The organism is Pseudomonas sp. X4, assembly GCF_040784925.1.
In the GTDB taxonomy this organism is placed as follows: domain Bacteria; phylum Pseudomonadota; class Gammaproteobacteria; order Pseudomonadales; family Pseudomonadaceae; genus Aquipseudomonas; species Aquipseudomonas putida_Z.
In genome coordinates this window covers 5,528,134-5,542,827 of record NZ_CP160798.1, presented here as the reverse complement: position 1 = coordinate 5,542,827, position 14,694 = coordinate 5,528,134, and the positions used below count along the sequence as shown (strand labels likewise).

Here is a 14,694-nt window from a genome sequence, read left to right as displayed (position 1 = left end):
CAGCGTTGCTCTGGAGGTTGTCGCTGTACCTGTGGGAGCGGCCTTGTGTCGCGAAAGGGCCGCAACGCGGCCCCAGGATTGATGCGCAATAGCTGAAATTGCTGGGGCTGCTTTGCAGCCCTTTCGCGACACAAGGCCGCTCCCACAGGGGATTGCGCCAACTTTTAGAATTTGAGCAAGACAGTTGCTCCCACAGGTACTGCGCAGGTCTTGAGGGCAGCGACAGGACTGGTGCAGCTAGCCTTGAATGACCAGATAAACCGCGCTGCCCACTAGCAGCACCGCCAAGCCCCGATTCAGCAGGCGCATGTGCCGTGGGTTGCCCAGGTACTGGCGAACCAGGCTCCCGGCCCACGCCCAGCTGGCCACCGAAATGAAACAGATCGGCCCGTAGATCCAGGCAAACAGCCACAGCATCTGCTGCTCGCCGCCGGTGTAGGCGCCAACCCCGGCCACCGCTGCCAGCCATGCCTTGGGGTTGAGCCACTGCATCGCCGCGCCGTGCCAGGCCGAGGGGGCCTGGGCGGGATGGGCACTGCCCAGCTGCCCATCGTCGCTGGCCAGCTTCCATGCCATGTACAGCAGGAACGCCACGCCGCCCCAGTGCAACAGCAGTCCCAGCAAAGGCCAGCGCAGCAACAACTGATGCAGGCCCAGCCCGACCAGCACCAGCAACAGGCAGAAGCCCAGCGTGGCGCCAGCCACATGCGCCAGGCTGGCACGCAGGCCATGACGGGCACCGCTGCCCAGCGCAACGATGTTGACCGGGCCGGGGGAGATCGAGGCCGCCAGTGCGAAAGCAGCCATGGAAAGGGACAGGCTCATGAGGAGGATCCGTTTGGTTGAGGATGGCCTCCATGCTCGGGCATCGATAGCCTGCGGTATTGAAGAAAAGTACCCACATTGGGCTTATGCCTTTCTGTGGGAGCGGCCTTGTGTCGCGAAAGGGCCGCAGAGCGGCCCCAGCGATGTTCGCAGAGATGCTGCAATCCAGGGGCTGCTGCGCAGCCCTTTCGCGACGCAAGGCCGCTCCCACAGGGGAATGAGTGGCTCTGGAGGGGGTTGTTACAGGTTTTGTAATAGTTTTGCGCTATTACGGAGAGCTGCTGTACTTGTAGGATCGTTTTCCCAATTTGCTATCAAGGTCCATATGAGCACCTTCGCGGAGCCCCCCAGTCCCCGGCCTTCAAGGCCTTCCTTCTCCCGTCCTCGTGACGCTGCCCTCGTGAGTACCCGCTAATGGAATGGCTAGCCGACCCCACGGCCTGGCTGGGCCTGCTGACGCTTATCGTCCTTGAGCTGGTGCTGGGTATCGACAACCTGGTGTTCATCGCCATCCTCGCCGACAAGCTGCCGCCGCATCAGCGCGACCGCGCGCGGGTCATTGGCCTGAGCCTGGCGCTGATCATGCGTCTGGGCCTGTTGGCGAGTATCTCGTGGATGGTCACCCTGACCGCGCCGTTGTTCGAGGTGTTCGACAAGAGCTTCTCCGGCCGTGACCTGATCATGCTGTTCGGTGGCGTGTTCCTGCTGTTCAAGGCCACCATGGAACTGCACGAACGCCTGGAAGGCCATGTGACCCAGGCCAGTGGCGCGGTGCGCCATGCTGCGTTCTGGCCGATCGTTGCGCAGATCGTGGTGCTCGATGCGGTGTTCTCGCTGGACGCGGTGATTACCGCGGTGGGCATGGTCGAGCATTTGTCGGTGATGATGATCGCGGTGATCTTCTCGATCGGCATCATGATCGTTGCCAGCAAGCCGCTGACCCGCTTCGTCAACGCCCATCCTACGGTGATCATGCTGTGCCTGGGCTTCCTGATGATGATCGGCTTCAGCCTTACCGCCGAAGGCCTGGGCTTCCATATCCCGAAAGGCTACTTGTACGCGGCCATCGGCTTCTCGATCCTGATCGAGCTGTTCAACCAGCTGGCCCGTGCCCGCCGCAAGCGCAGCCTGCAGCAGCACCGGCCGCTGCGTGAGCGCACCGCGCATGCCGTGCTGCGCCTGCTGGGTGGCCGCCGTGTCGAGGCGGACGAGGTGGGCGAGGAAATCGCCGACCTGGTCGAAGGCGGTGAGGAGCAGGTGCTGTTCGACCGCCGTGAACGGGTGATGATCAGTGGCGTGCTGAACCTGGCCGAGCGGCCGATCCGCACGGTGATGACCGCCCGCGCCGAGGTCGATGTGATCGACCTGGCGCAGCCGGCCGACGCGATTGCCCAGGCCCTGGCCAATTCGCCGTACTCGCGCCTGCCATTGATCCGCGATGGCCGCGTGGACGAGCCGCTGGGCTTCGTGCACAAGAAGGAGCTGCTCAAGGAACTGTTGTCGGGCAGCCAGCCCGATCTGGAAGGCATGGCCCGGGTACCGCTGAACCTGCTGGAAAGTTTCAGCATCCTCAACGCCCTGGAGCAGATGCGAGGCCAGTCGACGCACATTGCCTTCGTCGTCAACGAGTTCGGTGACTTCACCGGCCTGCTGACCATGACCGATATCCTCGAGTCGATTGCCGGCGAGCTGCCGGATGCCAGCGAGGTCGAAGGCCCGGGCATCGTCCAGGAAGGTGAAGGCTTTGTGGTCAGCGGTGCGTTGAACCTGACCCAGGTGCAGGCGCGTACCGGCTTCAGCGCCCGCGCCACCGAGGACTACCAGACCCTCGCGGGCCTGGTGATGAGCCTGCTCGACCGCCTGCCCATGGTGGGTGACCGCCTGGCCTGGAATGGCTGGACGCTGACCGTGGAGGCGGTCGAGGAGCGGCGGGTGCGCCAGGTTCGGCTTACACCGAGCGGCGACGTTGACGCAGCAGGTGCTTGAAGCCCTCGATCACCAGCACCAGCACCGCGGCCCAGATCGGCAGGTAGGTCAGCCACTGATCCGGGCCGATGGTTTCGCCCAGCAGCAGCGCCACACCCACCAGCAGCACCGGTTCGACGTAGCTGAGCAGGCCGAACAGGCTGAAAGGCAGCAGGCGGCTGGCCAGCACGTAGGCGATCAGGGCCGAGGCGCTGATCGCCCCGAGGATCGGGATCAACGCATACAGCCCGGGGTGTGCCTGCAGATCGGCAGGGGAAAGCGGGCCCTGGATCACGAAGTACAACGCCCAGGGCAACAGCAGGCACATGTCGCACCACAGGCCGCCCAGGTGTTCGGTGCGGCAGCGCTTGCGCAACACGAAGTAGATCGGGTAGCCGATCGTCACCACCAGGGTTTCCCAGGCGAAACTGCCATGCTGGTACAGCTCGTGGCTCACGCCCAGCGCGGCGCAGGCCACGGCCACCTTCTGCAGGCGTGACAGGCGCTCGCCATACACCAGCCGCCCGGTCAGGACCATGGCCAGCGGCAGCAGGAAGTAGCCCATCGACACTTCCAGGCTGCGCCCGTGCAGGGGTGCCCAGAGGAACAGCCACAGCTGCACGCCCATCAGCCACGATGTGGCGACCATGCCCAGCAACAGCAGCGGCGTGCGTTTTACCCGGGCAAGCAGTTCACCCACCCGTTTCCAGTCTTTCGAGACAAGCATGAACAGGGTCAGGCAGGGCAGCGTCAACAGGGTGCGCCAGCCAAAGATCTCTTCGCCATCGAGCGGCGTGAGCAGAGAGGTATAGAAGTACATCACGGCGAACAGACAGGACGCCATGACCGACGAAAGAATGCCTTTTGACACGAATGCCTCGAATAGGGAATTGAGCGGGTGGATCAGCCGCGCATGATCTCAGGGGGCGCGGCTTGCGGCAACCGCGACGCAGCCGGGCGTGCCGCCAGCGCCTCGAGGAATTGGGCAGCCGGCATGGGCCTGGCGAACAGGTAGCCCTGCTGGAAGTCCACCTCATGACGGGCCAGGTAGTCGCGCTGGGCTTCGGTTTCCACGCCCTCGGCAACGATGCCCAGGCCCAGCTTGGCCGACAGCTCGATGATGGTCTCGAGGATGTGTACCGACAGCGCGTCGGCACCGATCATGGCGACGAAGCTCTGGTCGATCTTCAGGTAGTCGACCTTGAACTGGCGCAGGTAGTTGAGGCTTGACTGGCCGGTGCCGAAGTCGTCCAGGGCAATCTTCACACCCATGGCGTCGAGCTTTTCGAACAGTTCCAGAGCCACCGGCGTGGCCTCGATCAGCTTGCGCTCGGTCAGCTCCAGGGTCAGCACCACCCGGCCTGGCGGGAAGTGCTGGAGGAAGGTGCGGCAGTCGTCCAGCAGGCTGAAGTCGCGGCAGTGGTCGGCAGTGATGTTGATGCCGATATGGAAACCGTCCTCCAGCAGCCCGGCATAGGGTGCCAGGTTCTGCGCGGTGTGCATCATCAGCGCACGGGTCATGGCGACGATCTGCCCGCTGTGTTCGGCGTAGGGGATGAACAGGTCGGGGCGTACCAGGCCTTCGCGCGGGTGGTTCCAGCGCATCAGCACTTCGGCGCCGGCCCAGCGGTAGTCGCCCTTGCGCACCACCGGCTGGAAGTACGGCAGGAACTCGTCGGCCTCCAGGGCCCGGCGCAGTTCGGCACGGGGCGAGGTGGCGCGGCGAACCTGCCAGCGGCACACCAGGGCGGCCACCGCGCCCAGTACCAGCAGCAAGCCGAACAGGGCGGGGTAGTGGCTGCGCCACAGCTGGCCCTGCTTGTCGGCGCCGTAGCCGCCATGCACGCTGAACGGGTAACGGGTCGAGCCCAGCTGCACATTCGCGCTGGCCGCGGCAGGGGGCACGCCCTTGTGCACGATGCCATCCTTGCCCAGCCAGGCATCGCCCACGCGGATCTGCAGCTCTTCATCGGGGCCGATCAGGCGCAGCGCCGTCAGCAGGTGTTCGCCATCCACCGTACTGATCGCGCCGCGATCGCCGTCGCTGGCCCGATACACCAGCAGCGGGTGGCCCGGGGTGACCGAGTTGCCGTCCATCAGCCACAGCTTGCCGTCGATGTAGTCACCGGGGTTGACCGGCTCGTCGAATGCGCCGAACAGCGACGTGCAATAGAGGGTGTTGTGCCGGAACAGGTTGGTCGAGCGCACGAAGGCTTTGCGCGTGACCTGGGCGCGCAGCATGAGCTGGGCCTCGTCGCACGGGCTGTCGACAAGTGGCAGCAGGGCATTGGCAGCGCTGGACAGGTTGTCGAGAATGCGCTCGACGTGTTCCACCACCTGGCGGGCGGTGGCCTGGCTGCTGGCCTGCATTTCGCGCTCGATCTGCCAGTTCATCACGGCCAGGCCGCACGCCACCGGCAGCACGCCGACGACCCAGGGCAACAGGGTGCGCCAGCCGAAGCCGGCGCGGCGTTTGACGGTAAGGGGCATGCTGACCTGATCTGTAGGAAGGATTACGAGAGGATAGCCGCTTGTCGGAAACCGTGAGCAACTAAAGCGCGACAAACCATTTTACGCAATGTAGAATCGATTTACGAATACAACAATAAGGTCCTTCGATACCGGAGGATCAAGCCCGCCGAGAATGGGTCCATATGACATACCATGGGTTCAAGCTGATAATAGGTGACTTCCTCGCCCGCAGCGTGCGGGGTATCCCGTGCTCACCGCCGTTTCCGTGCCACATCCCACGCAATCAATAATTTTTCGCTGCAGATGAGGACACGAACATGGCTGATATCTTCGACAATCCAATGGGCCTGATGGGCTTCGAATTCATCGAACTGGCTTCGCCGACCCCTGGCGTACTCGAGCCAGTATTCCAGATGCTGGGCTTCACCAAGGTGGCTACCCACCGTTCCAAGGATGTGCACCTGTATCGCCAGGGTGACATCAACCTGATCCTGAACAACGAACCCAAGAGCATCGCCTCGTACTTCGCCGCCGAACACGGCCCGTCGGTATGCGGCATGGCGTTCCGCGTGCGCAACGCCCACGAGGCCTATGCCCGCGCCCTGGAACTGGGCGCCCAGCCGGTGGAAATCGAAACCGGGCCGATGGAGCTGCGCCTGCCGGCGATCAAGGGTATCGGCGGTGCGCCGCTGTACCTGATCGACCGTTTCGAGGAAGGCAGCTCGATCTACGATATCGACTTCAAGTTCATCGAGGGTGTGGACCGCAACCCGGTGGGTGCCGGCCTGAAGATCATCGACCACCTCACCCACAACGTTTATCGCGGGCGCATGTCGTACTGGGCCGGCTTCTACGAGAAGCTGTTCAACTTCCGCGAAATCCGCTACTTCGACATCAAGGGTGAGTACACCGGCCTGACTTCGCGTGCCATGACCGCACCGGATGGCATGATCCGTATCCCGCTGAACGAAGAATCGTCCAAGGGCTCCGGGCAGATCGAAGAGTTCCTGATGCAGTTCAACGGCGAAGGCATCCAGCACGTCGCCTTCCTGACCGATGACCTGCTCAAGACCTGGGACGCCCTCAAGGGCTTCGGCATGCGTTTCATGACTGCACCGCCGCAAACCTACTACGAGATGCTCGAAGAGCGCCTGCCAGGTCACGGCGAGCCGGTAGACCAGTTGAAAGCACGCGGCATCCTCCTCGATGGCGCCTCCCAGCCTGACGACAAGCGCCTGCTGCTGCAGATCTTCTCCGAGACCTTGCTCGGCCCGGTGTTCTTCGAGTTCATCCAGCGCAAGGGTGACGACGGCTTTGGCGAGGGCAACTTCAAGGCCCTGTTCGAATCGATCGAGCGCGACCAGGTACGCCGTGGTGTGCTGAGCACCGACTGATCCCCGAGAGTACCGCCGTCACGATTCGATGGCGGCGGTATCAACCCTTCTTCTTGCCCGAAATGGTCAGGCCCAGGTACATGATGAACATGCTGGCGACCCCTACCAGTACCAGCGAGGGCAGCACCTGGTGAAGGGATAGGCGAAACTCCTGGGCGGCGTACCCTTTTGGGTAGCCGCCGATCACCATGTAGCCATATTTCTGGGACACCGTTCGCTCGGTGAATTCGGCCTGGGAGGGGCGTCGTGCGTCGCGGCTGTCTCCCTCGCTCCAGATATACAGGTCGTTGAACTCCAGAAGCAATGTCAGCCCGTCCTGGAAAGCACGCAGTTCGTCACGCAACTGCCGACCGTATGCTGTCGCGATTATCCCGGGGTCGCTGTGCGGTCTCTGGATCTTGATGATCGCCGCGTTAGGCGACGATGGCGCGTCGAATGCCAGCTCCGTCTGCCGTCCGGACAGGGAAAAAGCCGAGATATATGCCAACGGGTCCATGTCCGTCGCACAATACGCTTGTTGGTCGCGGGTGAGTATCAATGAACGAAGATGTGGGCTGTTGGCGACTCTCTGCTCCAGCGTACCGAGCACTTCGTCACAGGGCTTGCCTGCCAATGGCAGGATCATGTCCAGATCGGCTTCCATGCGGCCCAATGCCTGGTCGATGCTGAAAACCGCTTCTTGAACAGAAACCTTGGCATTCTCCTCAAGTTTTCTTTCCAACTGATAGTCCATCATCAGTAACCCGGATAGCACCGGTATTGCGCCGATGGACAATATCAGCAGTAGTTTCCGCCAGTTGATGCCGAGACTCGGTATTGCTGCCATAGGACCGCCGCTCCGTTGAACCTTGCTGTTCGGGTTGAACAGGTCAGCGCTGATCCTATGTGCTTGATGACGCCCCCGGCTGTAGGCCAAAAGTGTTGCAGTTTTACAGAAAAGCAGAACCTCGTTGTCGGCTTTACTTCAGCTTAGCGAGCACTTTTTCGGCCAGTAGTGCCGTGGAGGCGGGGTTCTGCCCGGTGATCAGACGATCATCGGCCACCACGAACGGTTGCCACGGGTCATCATGCTTGCTGTAGATACCGCCTCGGGCGCCCAGTTCGTTTTCGGTCAGGAAGGGGACCACCTTGTCCAGTTCGACCAGTTTCTCCTCGGTATTGGAGAAGCCGGTTACCTGACGGTCCTTGAGCAACAGGCTGTTGTCGCTGAGCTTGATGTTCAGCAGCCCGACAACACCATGGCAGACCGCTGCGACTATGCCCTTGTTCTCGTAGACCCGGCGTGCCAGGTCTTGCAGCGGCTGGTTGTCGGGAAAGTCATACATCACCCCGTGCCCGCCGGTGTAGTAAATGACGCGGTACTCTTCGGCCTTTACCTGGCCAGGGCTCAAGGTGTTGCCCAGGCGGGTCATGAAGCGCTTGTCGTCATACCACTGCCAGTCCAGGTCGGGGGCCATTTGCAGGCTATGCGGGTCGACGGGTACGTAGCCGCCCAGCGGGCTGACATAATCGACCGTATAACCGGCTTTCTCGACTTTTTCGACAAAGTGCACGGCTTCCCCCAGCCACAACCCGGTCGCCCGTTTGAGGGTCGGATACTTGGCTGTATTGGTCAGCACCACCAGCATTTTCTTGCTCATGACCACGCTCCCGTCGGCAACCTGAATGGGCCGTTGCTCCCTGGCCCGAGGGAAAACCTAATGAGCATAGCTCCCAGGTGCAAGTACGCCATATTGCGTGGCGTGTGTTGTGCTACCGTGAACCACATTCACGGGGCGCCCGTACTTTTCATGAACCATGCTGGAGTCACGATAGTGGTCGAAAACGGTACGCCGCGCGAGCCTGCGTCGCCGGTCATTCTGCAGGCGCCTGTGCTGGCACCGATCGACCCCATGGGCGAACGGATTGCACTGTTCGACTGGGGGCGCACATCGCTCGGGCCGCTGCCGCGCTGGCCGGCCTCGTTGCGCATTGCCGTCGACATGATGCACTTGTCACCGTTCCCGTGTGCCGTGGTCTGGGGGGCAGACCTCAACGTTGTCCACAATGCTGGCTACCGGGCGTTGCGGCCGGTTGCCCCGGATGCATTGGGCATGGCCTTCGATGCGCTTTGGAGCGATGTATGGCCGGCGATGGGGCCGTGGGTGTTCAAGGCGCTCGAAGGGCACTCGAGTTTTGTCGAGGACCCACCACTGCGTATTGGCTGCGGCGAAGGCGGGGAGCCGTTGTGGTGTGCGTTCGGCTACACACCGTTGCGCGATGAACTGGGCAACGTGGCAGGTTTTCTGCACGCGGTGATCGAGACCACGGCCAGCGTCGAGGCGCACAGCCACTGGCGCGAGCAGGCGCAAGGCTTCGAGCAGCAGGTCGAGCGACACCTGGTGGAGCGTGAGCAGTTCTGGCAGTTGTCGCGTGATGCGATGATGACGGTTACACCCGAGCTGAAGGTGCATGCCGCCAACCCCGCCTGGTACCGCATTCTGGGCTGGGCCGAGGAGCAGGTACAGGGTGTTCCGGTATTGGACCTGGTACATCCGGCCGATCGCGCCGAGGTTGAGGTGGCGGTTTCCGGGTGCCTGCAATACCGCAATGCCGAGCAGATAGAGACGCGCCTGCGTCACTGCGATGGCCATTACCACTGTTTTCGCTGGAGCGCGCGGTTCGATGGCAGCCTGCTGACTGCCGTTGGGCGGGACATCACCGAGGAGCATGAAGAGGCCGCGCGTCAATCCGAAGCCCTGATGCGCAACAACGAACGCCTGGAAGTGGTTGGCCAGTTGGCCGGGGGCATGGGCCATGAACTGAACAACTTGTTGTCCGGAATCGGCGGCAGCCTGGAGTTGCTGCAACGGCGCCTGCAGGAAGGACGGCTTGAGCGCGTGGAGACCTATGTCGAGGTGGCGCGTGATTCGGTGCAGCGTGCCATGGAGCTGACCCATCGCTTGCTGGCGTTTTCCCGTCATCAACCTTTGGCGCCCAGGCCGCTGGATTTCAACCGGCAATTGCGGTTGAGCGAACCACTGCTGCGCAGCACGCTGGGCGCCGAGATGCGTTTGCACTGGCAGCTGGATGTCACGCCGTGGGCGGTGAACCTTGATGTTTCCCAGCTTGAAAATGCCTTGATCAATCTATGCACCAACGCCCGCGAAGCGTGCCTGGATCGCGGCAATGTCACGCTGCGCAGTGTCAACCAGCGGCTGACGGCGTGTTTCCCGGATGAGGGCGGCCTGCCGCCAGGCGACTACGTGGCCTTGCATGTGGAGGATGATGGCCGCGGCATGCCGGCGGTGGACATTGCCAGGGCCTTTGAACCGTTCTTCACCACCAAGCCGGTCGGGCGTGGCTCAGGGCTTGGCTTGTCGATGGTGTATGGGTTTGTCGGCCAGTCGGGGGGCTACGCCTGGATCGAGTCGGAGCCGAACCAGGGCACCAAGGTCTGCATGCTTTTCCCAAGGTGCCATGACCCGGTACCCGAGGCGCCCGCGCTGGTGCAGCGCTCGCAACGCATGGCCGGGGGGCAGCGCCTGTTGCTGGTCGATGACGAGCTCGGTTTGCGTGCGGTGATGCGCGAGTACCTGACCGAGCGTGGTTTCGAGGTCATTGATGTGGGCGACGCCAATAGTGCGCTGGAGCGCTTCCGCCATGACGGCCCGTTCGACCTGGTAATCACCGACATCGGCTTGCCGGGTGGTTTCAGTGGCCGCCAGGTGGCCAAGGCCATGCGCATGCAGCTGCCGTTGCAGAAGATCCTGTTCATCACCGGCTATGCGGGTCAGCCGATCGAAGCGCAGTTGCTCGAGCAGCCGGGCACGGCATTGATGAACAAGCCGTTCGCGCTGGCGGACCTGGTGGATGAGGCGCTACGCATGCTGGAGGAGTGAAGCGGTTCAGGGCTTGCCCAGTATCTGGGTCACCTGGGCCTGCAGCTGCTTCAGCTCGAAGGGCTTGCAGATCAGGTGCATGCCCGCCTCCAGGAAACCCTCGCGGGCCATGGCCGTTTCCGCATAGCCGGTGATGAACAGTACTGGCAAGCGTGGCCGCAGGTTGCGTGCAATCTCGGCCAACTGGCGGCCATTCATGCCGGGCAAGCCGACATCGCTGACCAGCAGATCCACCGGTTGTGTCGAACGCAGAACCTTTAGGCCCTCGTTGGCGTCGGCGGCACTGTGGCAGGCGAAGCCATCCTCGCGCAGGGCCTGGCATAGCAATTGGCGTACATGCGGGTCGTCCTCGACCACCAGCACGTGATGGCCCTGGTAGCCTCGCACGGGCTGCACGGGTTTGACCGGTGCCTGGTCCTGGTCGACATGGCGCGGCAGGTACAGGTCCACCCGGGTGCCTTGGCCGATCTGGCTGTGCAGGGTGACATGGCCGTGGGACTGCTTACTGAAGCCGTACACCATCGACAGGCCCAGGCCGATGCCCTGGCCGATCGCCTTGGTGCTGAAGAACGGCTCGAAAGCATGCTCCAGCGTGCTTTGCGCCATGCCCTGGCCGTCATCGACAATTCGCAGGCGTACATAGTCGCCGGCGCACAGGGCACCGCCGGGGAATTGCCCGGCGCCGATGTGCTGGTTACTTGCCTCGATGCGCAGCTGGCCGCCGCTGGGCATGGCTTCGCAGGCATTGAGCAGCACGTTGTCGAGGGCTTCCTGCAACTGCTGGTCATCGGCTTCGACCGACCACAGGCCCTTGGCGATTTGCACGTGCAGGTGCACGGCCGGGCTCAGGCAAGCCTTCAAACGCTTGGCCTGGAGTAGGTCGTGCAGGTCGACCTGCTGGCTGTGCGGCGATTGCCGGGAAGAGAAAGCCAGCAGGCGGTGGGTCAGGCGGGCGGCGCGTGACACTGCCTCGCGGCCCATGCGCAGCACGTTGTCCAGGCCATCGCTGCGGCCCTGGCGCAAGCGCCGGTCGATCAGCTCGAAGCTGCCGCCAATGCTGGTGAGCAGGTTGTTGAAGTCATGAGCGACCCCCCCGGCCAGTTGGCCGATGGCCTCCATCTTGCGCGTCTGGTGGCGGGCGAACTCGCTGCGCTGCTGGTCTTCGCCGGGAGGCGCGGCCTGGGCGTCAAGGCGTTGCTGCAGGTCCCGCAGCTGGTCGCGCACCAGGTACTGCCGGCGCCGGTTGCGCAGAGCGGACTGGGTCGTGTGCAGCAGCTGGGCGTTTTCGAACGGTGCGACCAGCAGGACCAGGTTGCCCACCGGGTGGTTGGTCGAGCCCTTGGCCGCTTGGCTCCCTTGACCGAGCAGCACGATGGGCAGGTCCGACCAGCACGGTTGCTGGTCGATGAATGCCTGCAGCAACGCGCTTGGGCCCTGTTTGAACACTTGCTCGGCAATGATCGCCAGGCCCGCGCCTTCGGCCAGGCAGGCTTGCAGGTTGGCCAGGTCGACCGCGCACAGGCTGTCGATGCCCGCAGAAGCGAGCAGGCGAGCGGTATCCGCGGCTATTGGCGGGGGCGCCAGGATCAATGCACGTTCGTCCAGCGCCAACGAACTGGCCAAAACGACTCTCCTGCAGGGTGGTCTGATATCCACTGGACCTTGGGCACAGCCCCAGGGTTCAACAAATTTTCGGACGTTGCCTACAGACCCTGTTGCAGCACGGGGTCGTCCGGGTTCTGCCGCTCCAGTTCGGCCAGCAGTACCTGCACGTTCTGCAACTGGCCGGTTTCCTTCCAGTACTGGATCAGCAACACCCGTGCCCGGCGATTGGCCGGCTGGCGGCTGAGCACGGTTTCCAGTTGCTTTTGCGCGGCGTCGAGTTGTTCCAGTTCATGCAGGGTGACCGCCAGTGTATAGCGGTAGTCGGCGTTGTCCGGGTCCAGCTCGACCGCGCGTGACAAGGCCAGCAAGGCGTATTCGCGCTGCTCGTGGCGGTTCAGCCAGAGCCCCAGTTCATACTGCAGAAAGGCCGAGTCGGGGCTCAGCGCCAGGGCTTTGCCCAGTACCTGACGCGAGGCGTCGTGATGGCCCTGGCGTTCCAGCAGGCGTACCTGGGTCGCCAGTGCATCGAGGTTGCCTGGCGCTACCGTCAGGGCCCGTTGCAGGGCTGTGGCGGCCAGGGTGTAGTCGTTTTCGTGCAGGTACAGGCGCGCCAGGTGGACCTGGGCGTCTGCGTCTTCGGGTTGTTGCTCCAGGGCCTGCTGGTATTGCTCCAGGGCAACCTGCAGCGGGCCGAAATACAGGCCGATGTCATCCGGGGCAAGGCCGAGCAGGGCATCTACCGCGGCAAAGCGTACGCTTTGCTCGTCGTCATCCAGTAGCGGGCCGAGTACCAGGCTGCGCTGCGCCGCTGGCAGCAGGCGGCGGATGCCGGCAATGGCTGCACGGCGCACCAGCGGGTCGGCATGTTCCAGGTCCTGGCGGGCGAGTTTCAATGCCTGGGGCGAAGGGTAGTTGGGCAGTTCGGCATACAAGGCCGCTCGGCGGATGGGCGGTAGGTCGGTGCGCTGCAATTGTTGGTACAGCACCCGTGCAGCGCCGGGTTGGCCCTCATGGGCCTGGCGCAGGGCCTTGTCGTAGCTGTGCGCGGGCAGGGTTGGCGGGGCTGGTGGGGCGTCGCGCCACAGGTAGCCGAACAGGGCCGATACCAGGATCAACAACAGCAGGGCGATCAGGTAGCGGTTGCGTCTGGGCATCGGACGATCCGTGGCGGCGGGAAGGGCAGAGCTTGGGCTAGCTGGGGGGTAAATGCAACCAGGTGCCTGTCTCGACATTTTCTGCGCCTGTGAGACCGAGCGCCGCCCGCGCGGCGCATCGCCGGCAAGCCAGCTCCCACATTTGTTTCGGGCCAGTCTCTTCTGTGCCTGGCGCGCGCGACCCCTTGTTTGTACGACACGATATCGAAGGTAGCGCTGCTGCTCTTCTGCATTCTCCAGACATGCACCCAGGGTGCGAGTGCGCAGGAGCCAGGAGTAACTGGCCCGAAACAGATGTGGGAGCAACTGTCTTTAGAAATTTATTTTCCGCATTAGTAGAGAATCGATCCTCGTTCGCCTCAGTTCGGTGCGGGTTGAAAACGGCAAGGCCTGGCCTTCATGGTCCAGCCACCGATTCAGGCGAGCTTTTCCTTCACCGTGAAATCCACTTCCAGATCGGCATTGGCCAGCAGATTTACCAAGGCATCCAGGGAAAACTTGTCAATCTTCCCATTCAACAGCTCACTCAAGCGCGGTTGAGTGACATGTAGCCGACGCGCCGCATCCTTCTGAGGTAGATCCCAGGCACGCACCGTCTTGACCAAAATCCGCATCAACTGCGAGCGCAGCCTAAGGTTGTCGGCCTCTTCTGGCGTATCAGCCAACGCGTCCCATACAGATGCCGAGCGTTCATTCGCCATTGTTGATCACCTCTCAGTCCAGCGACTTGAAACGGGCTTTCGCCACATCAATATCGCGCTTATCCGTCTTTTCAGTTGTCTTGCGGAATGCATGCAGGACATAGACAGCTTCCGGGCGGTTCACAACATAGAACACGCGAAAAGCACCGTCTTTACACTTGATGCGGATCTCCCGCACACCCCGCCCCACATTCTCCATCGACTTCCAGTCGGTAGGTTCTTCACCGGACTGGATCAAGTCCAGCTGATACCCAGCCCGCTGCCTCGCCACTGGTGGAAACCTGCGCATCATCCTTGCTGCCGCCTACCCATTCGATAGGCTTCTGACCGTCCCACATGCCGCATACCCCTTCGCCATCGCTCCAATCGCCAGCTGCGCTTGCGCCTCATGCCTCACCCGTGTGTTTGGTCATGCCGCTGCACCTTTCTGGCGTACATGGAAATGCACAGATTCCAGGAGCCTGCACACAAATTATATCGATACCGATATAACATCAAGCCTGTAAATGTCCATTATCGACACCGACTAAAACAGAAAGGAATGGGCAACAGAAGTGAGGCAACTCACCTGAAAAGGCGAGCCGAGGACATTAAACCTGGTGTGCTTCCCAGCCAAGACAGCACCTTCCGACAGGTGCTGTAGGATAATTCGACAGGGCGTTCGAACTGAAGCATTTGGTTTCTGGTTCGGCAATGT

Annotated in this window: 12 protein-coding genes; 3 read left to right on the top strand and 9 right to left on the bottom strand. The window is 62.5% G+C overall.

The genetic code is table 11. The features are described from left to right. Positions 1–237: 237 nt before the first annotated feature. Complete coding sequence (locus tag ABX298_RS24630; protein WP_367393775.1) at positions 238–825, bottom strand: LysE family translocator; 588 nt, start codon at positions 823–825, stop codon at positions 238–240. Between the two features lie 414 nt (positions 826–1,239). Here ABX298_RS24630 and ABX298_RS24625 point away from each other — a divergent pair, with 414 nt between their 5' ends. After that, the gene (locus tag ABX298_RS24625) at positions 1,240–2,811 is read left to right on the top strand and encodes a TerC family protein (protein ID WP_075045362.1); all 1,572 of its coding nucleotides are present in this window, start codon (positions 1,240–1,242) and stop codon (positions 2,809–2,811) included. Here ABX298_RS24625 and rarD read toward each other — a convergent pair. Further along, positions 2,774–3,661: an EamA family transporter RarD gene (rarD, locus tag ABX298_RS24620; protein ID WP_367393774.1), complete on the bottom strand. Its 888-nt coding sequence runs from the start codon at positions 3,659–3,661 to the stop codon at positions 2,774–2,776. The two genes, ABX298_RS24625 and rarD, sit on opposite strands and share 38 nt — an antisense overlap. A gap of 32 nt (positions 3,662–3,693) precedes the next feature. After that, positions 3,694–5,280: an EAL domain-containing protein gene (locus tag ABX298_RS24615; protein ID WP_085615482.1), complete on the bottom strand. Its 1,587-nt coding sequence runs from the start codon at positions 5,278–5,280 to the stop codon at positions 3,694–3,696. A gap of 299 nt (positions 5,281–5,579) precedes the next feature. Between ABX298_RS24615 and hppD the strand changes: the two genes are divergently transcribed. Further along, positions 5,580–6,656 carry a 4-hydroxyphenylpyruvate dioxygenase gene (gene hppD, locus ABX298_RS24610; protein WP_025339331.1) on the top strand — a complete coding sequence of 359 codons (1,077 nt, stop codon included), beginning with the start codon at positions 5,580–5,582 and terminating at the stop codon, positions 6,654–6,656. Positions 6,657–6,696: 40 nt separating this feature from the next. Here the strand turns inward: hppD and ABX298_RS24605 are convergent, their stop codons facing one another. Both ABX298_RS24605 and ABX298_RS24600 read right to left on the bottom strand, forming a co-directional pair. Next, positions 6,697–7,482, bottom strand: a complete 786-nt coding sequence (locus tag ABX298_RS24605) for a CSS-motif domain-containing protein (RefSeq protein WP_075045359.1) — start codon at positions 7,480–7,482, stop codon at positions 6,697–6,699. Positions 7,483–7,615: 133 nt separating this feature from the next. Continuing rightward, positions 7,616–8,296, bottom strand: a complete 681-nt coding sequence (locus tag ABX298_RS24600; RefSeq protein WP_075045358.1) for a type 1 glutamine amidotransferase domain-containing protein — start codon at positions 8,294–8,296, stop codon at positions 7,616–7,618. Between the two features lie 150 nt (positions 8,297–8,446). Between ABX298_RS24600 and ABX298_RS24595 the strand changes: the two genes are divergently transcribed. Then, positions 8,447–10,537, top strand: a complete 2,091-nt coding sequence (locus ABX298_RS24595) for an ATP-binding protein (protein WP_367393773.1) — start codon at positions 8,447–8,449, stop codon at positions 10,535–10,537. 6 nt (positions 10,538–10,543) lie between these two features. Here the strand turns inward: ABX298_RS24595 and ABX298_RS24590 are convergent, their stop codons facing one another. The 4 genes from ABX298_RS24590 to ABX298_RS24575 form a co-directional block, all read right to left on the bottom strand. Then, positions 10,544–12,160 (bottom strand): response regulator, encoded by a 1,617-nt coding sequence (locus ABX298_RS24590; protein WP_367393772.1) that lies wholly within the window; start codon positions 12,158–12,160, stop codon positions 10,544–10,546. Positions 12,161–12,240: 80 nt separating this feature from the next. Continuing rightward, entirely contained in the window at positions 12,241–13,296 is a 1,056-nt protein-coding gene (locus tag ABX298_RS24585; protein ID WP_367393771.1) for a tetratricopeptide repeat protein, read from the bottom strand. 416 nt (positions 13,297–13,712) lie between these two features. Beyond that, positions 13,713–13,997, bottom strand: a complete 285-nt coding sequence (locus ABX298_RS24580) for a helix-turn-helix domain-containing protein (protein WP_003260206.1) — start codon at positions 13,995–13,997, stop codon at positions 13,713–13,715. A gap of 13 nt (positions 13,998–14,010) precedes the next feature. Further along, on the bottom strand, positions 14,011–14,235 hold the full coding sequence (locus tag ABX298_RS24575) for a type II toxin-antitoxin system RelE/ParE family toxin (protein ID WP_367393770.1): 225 nt from the start codon (positions 14,233–14,235) through the stop codon (positions 14,011–14,013). Between the last annotated feature and the right edge of the window lie 459 nt (positions 14,236–14,694).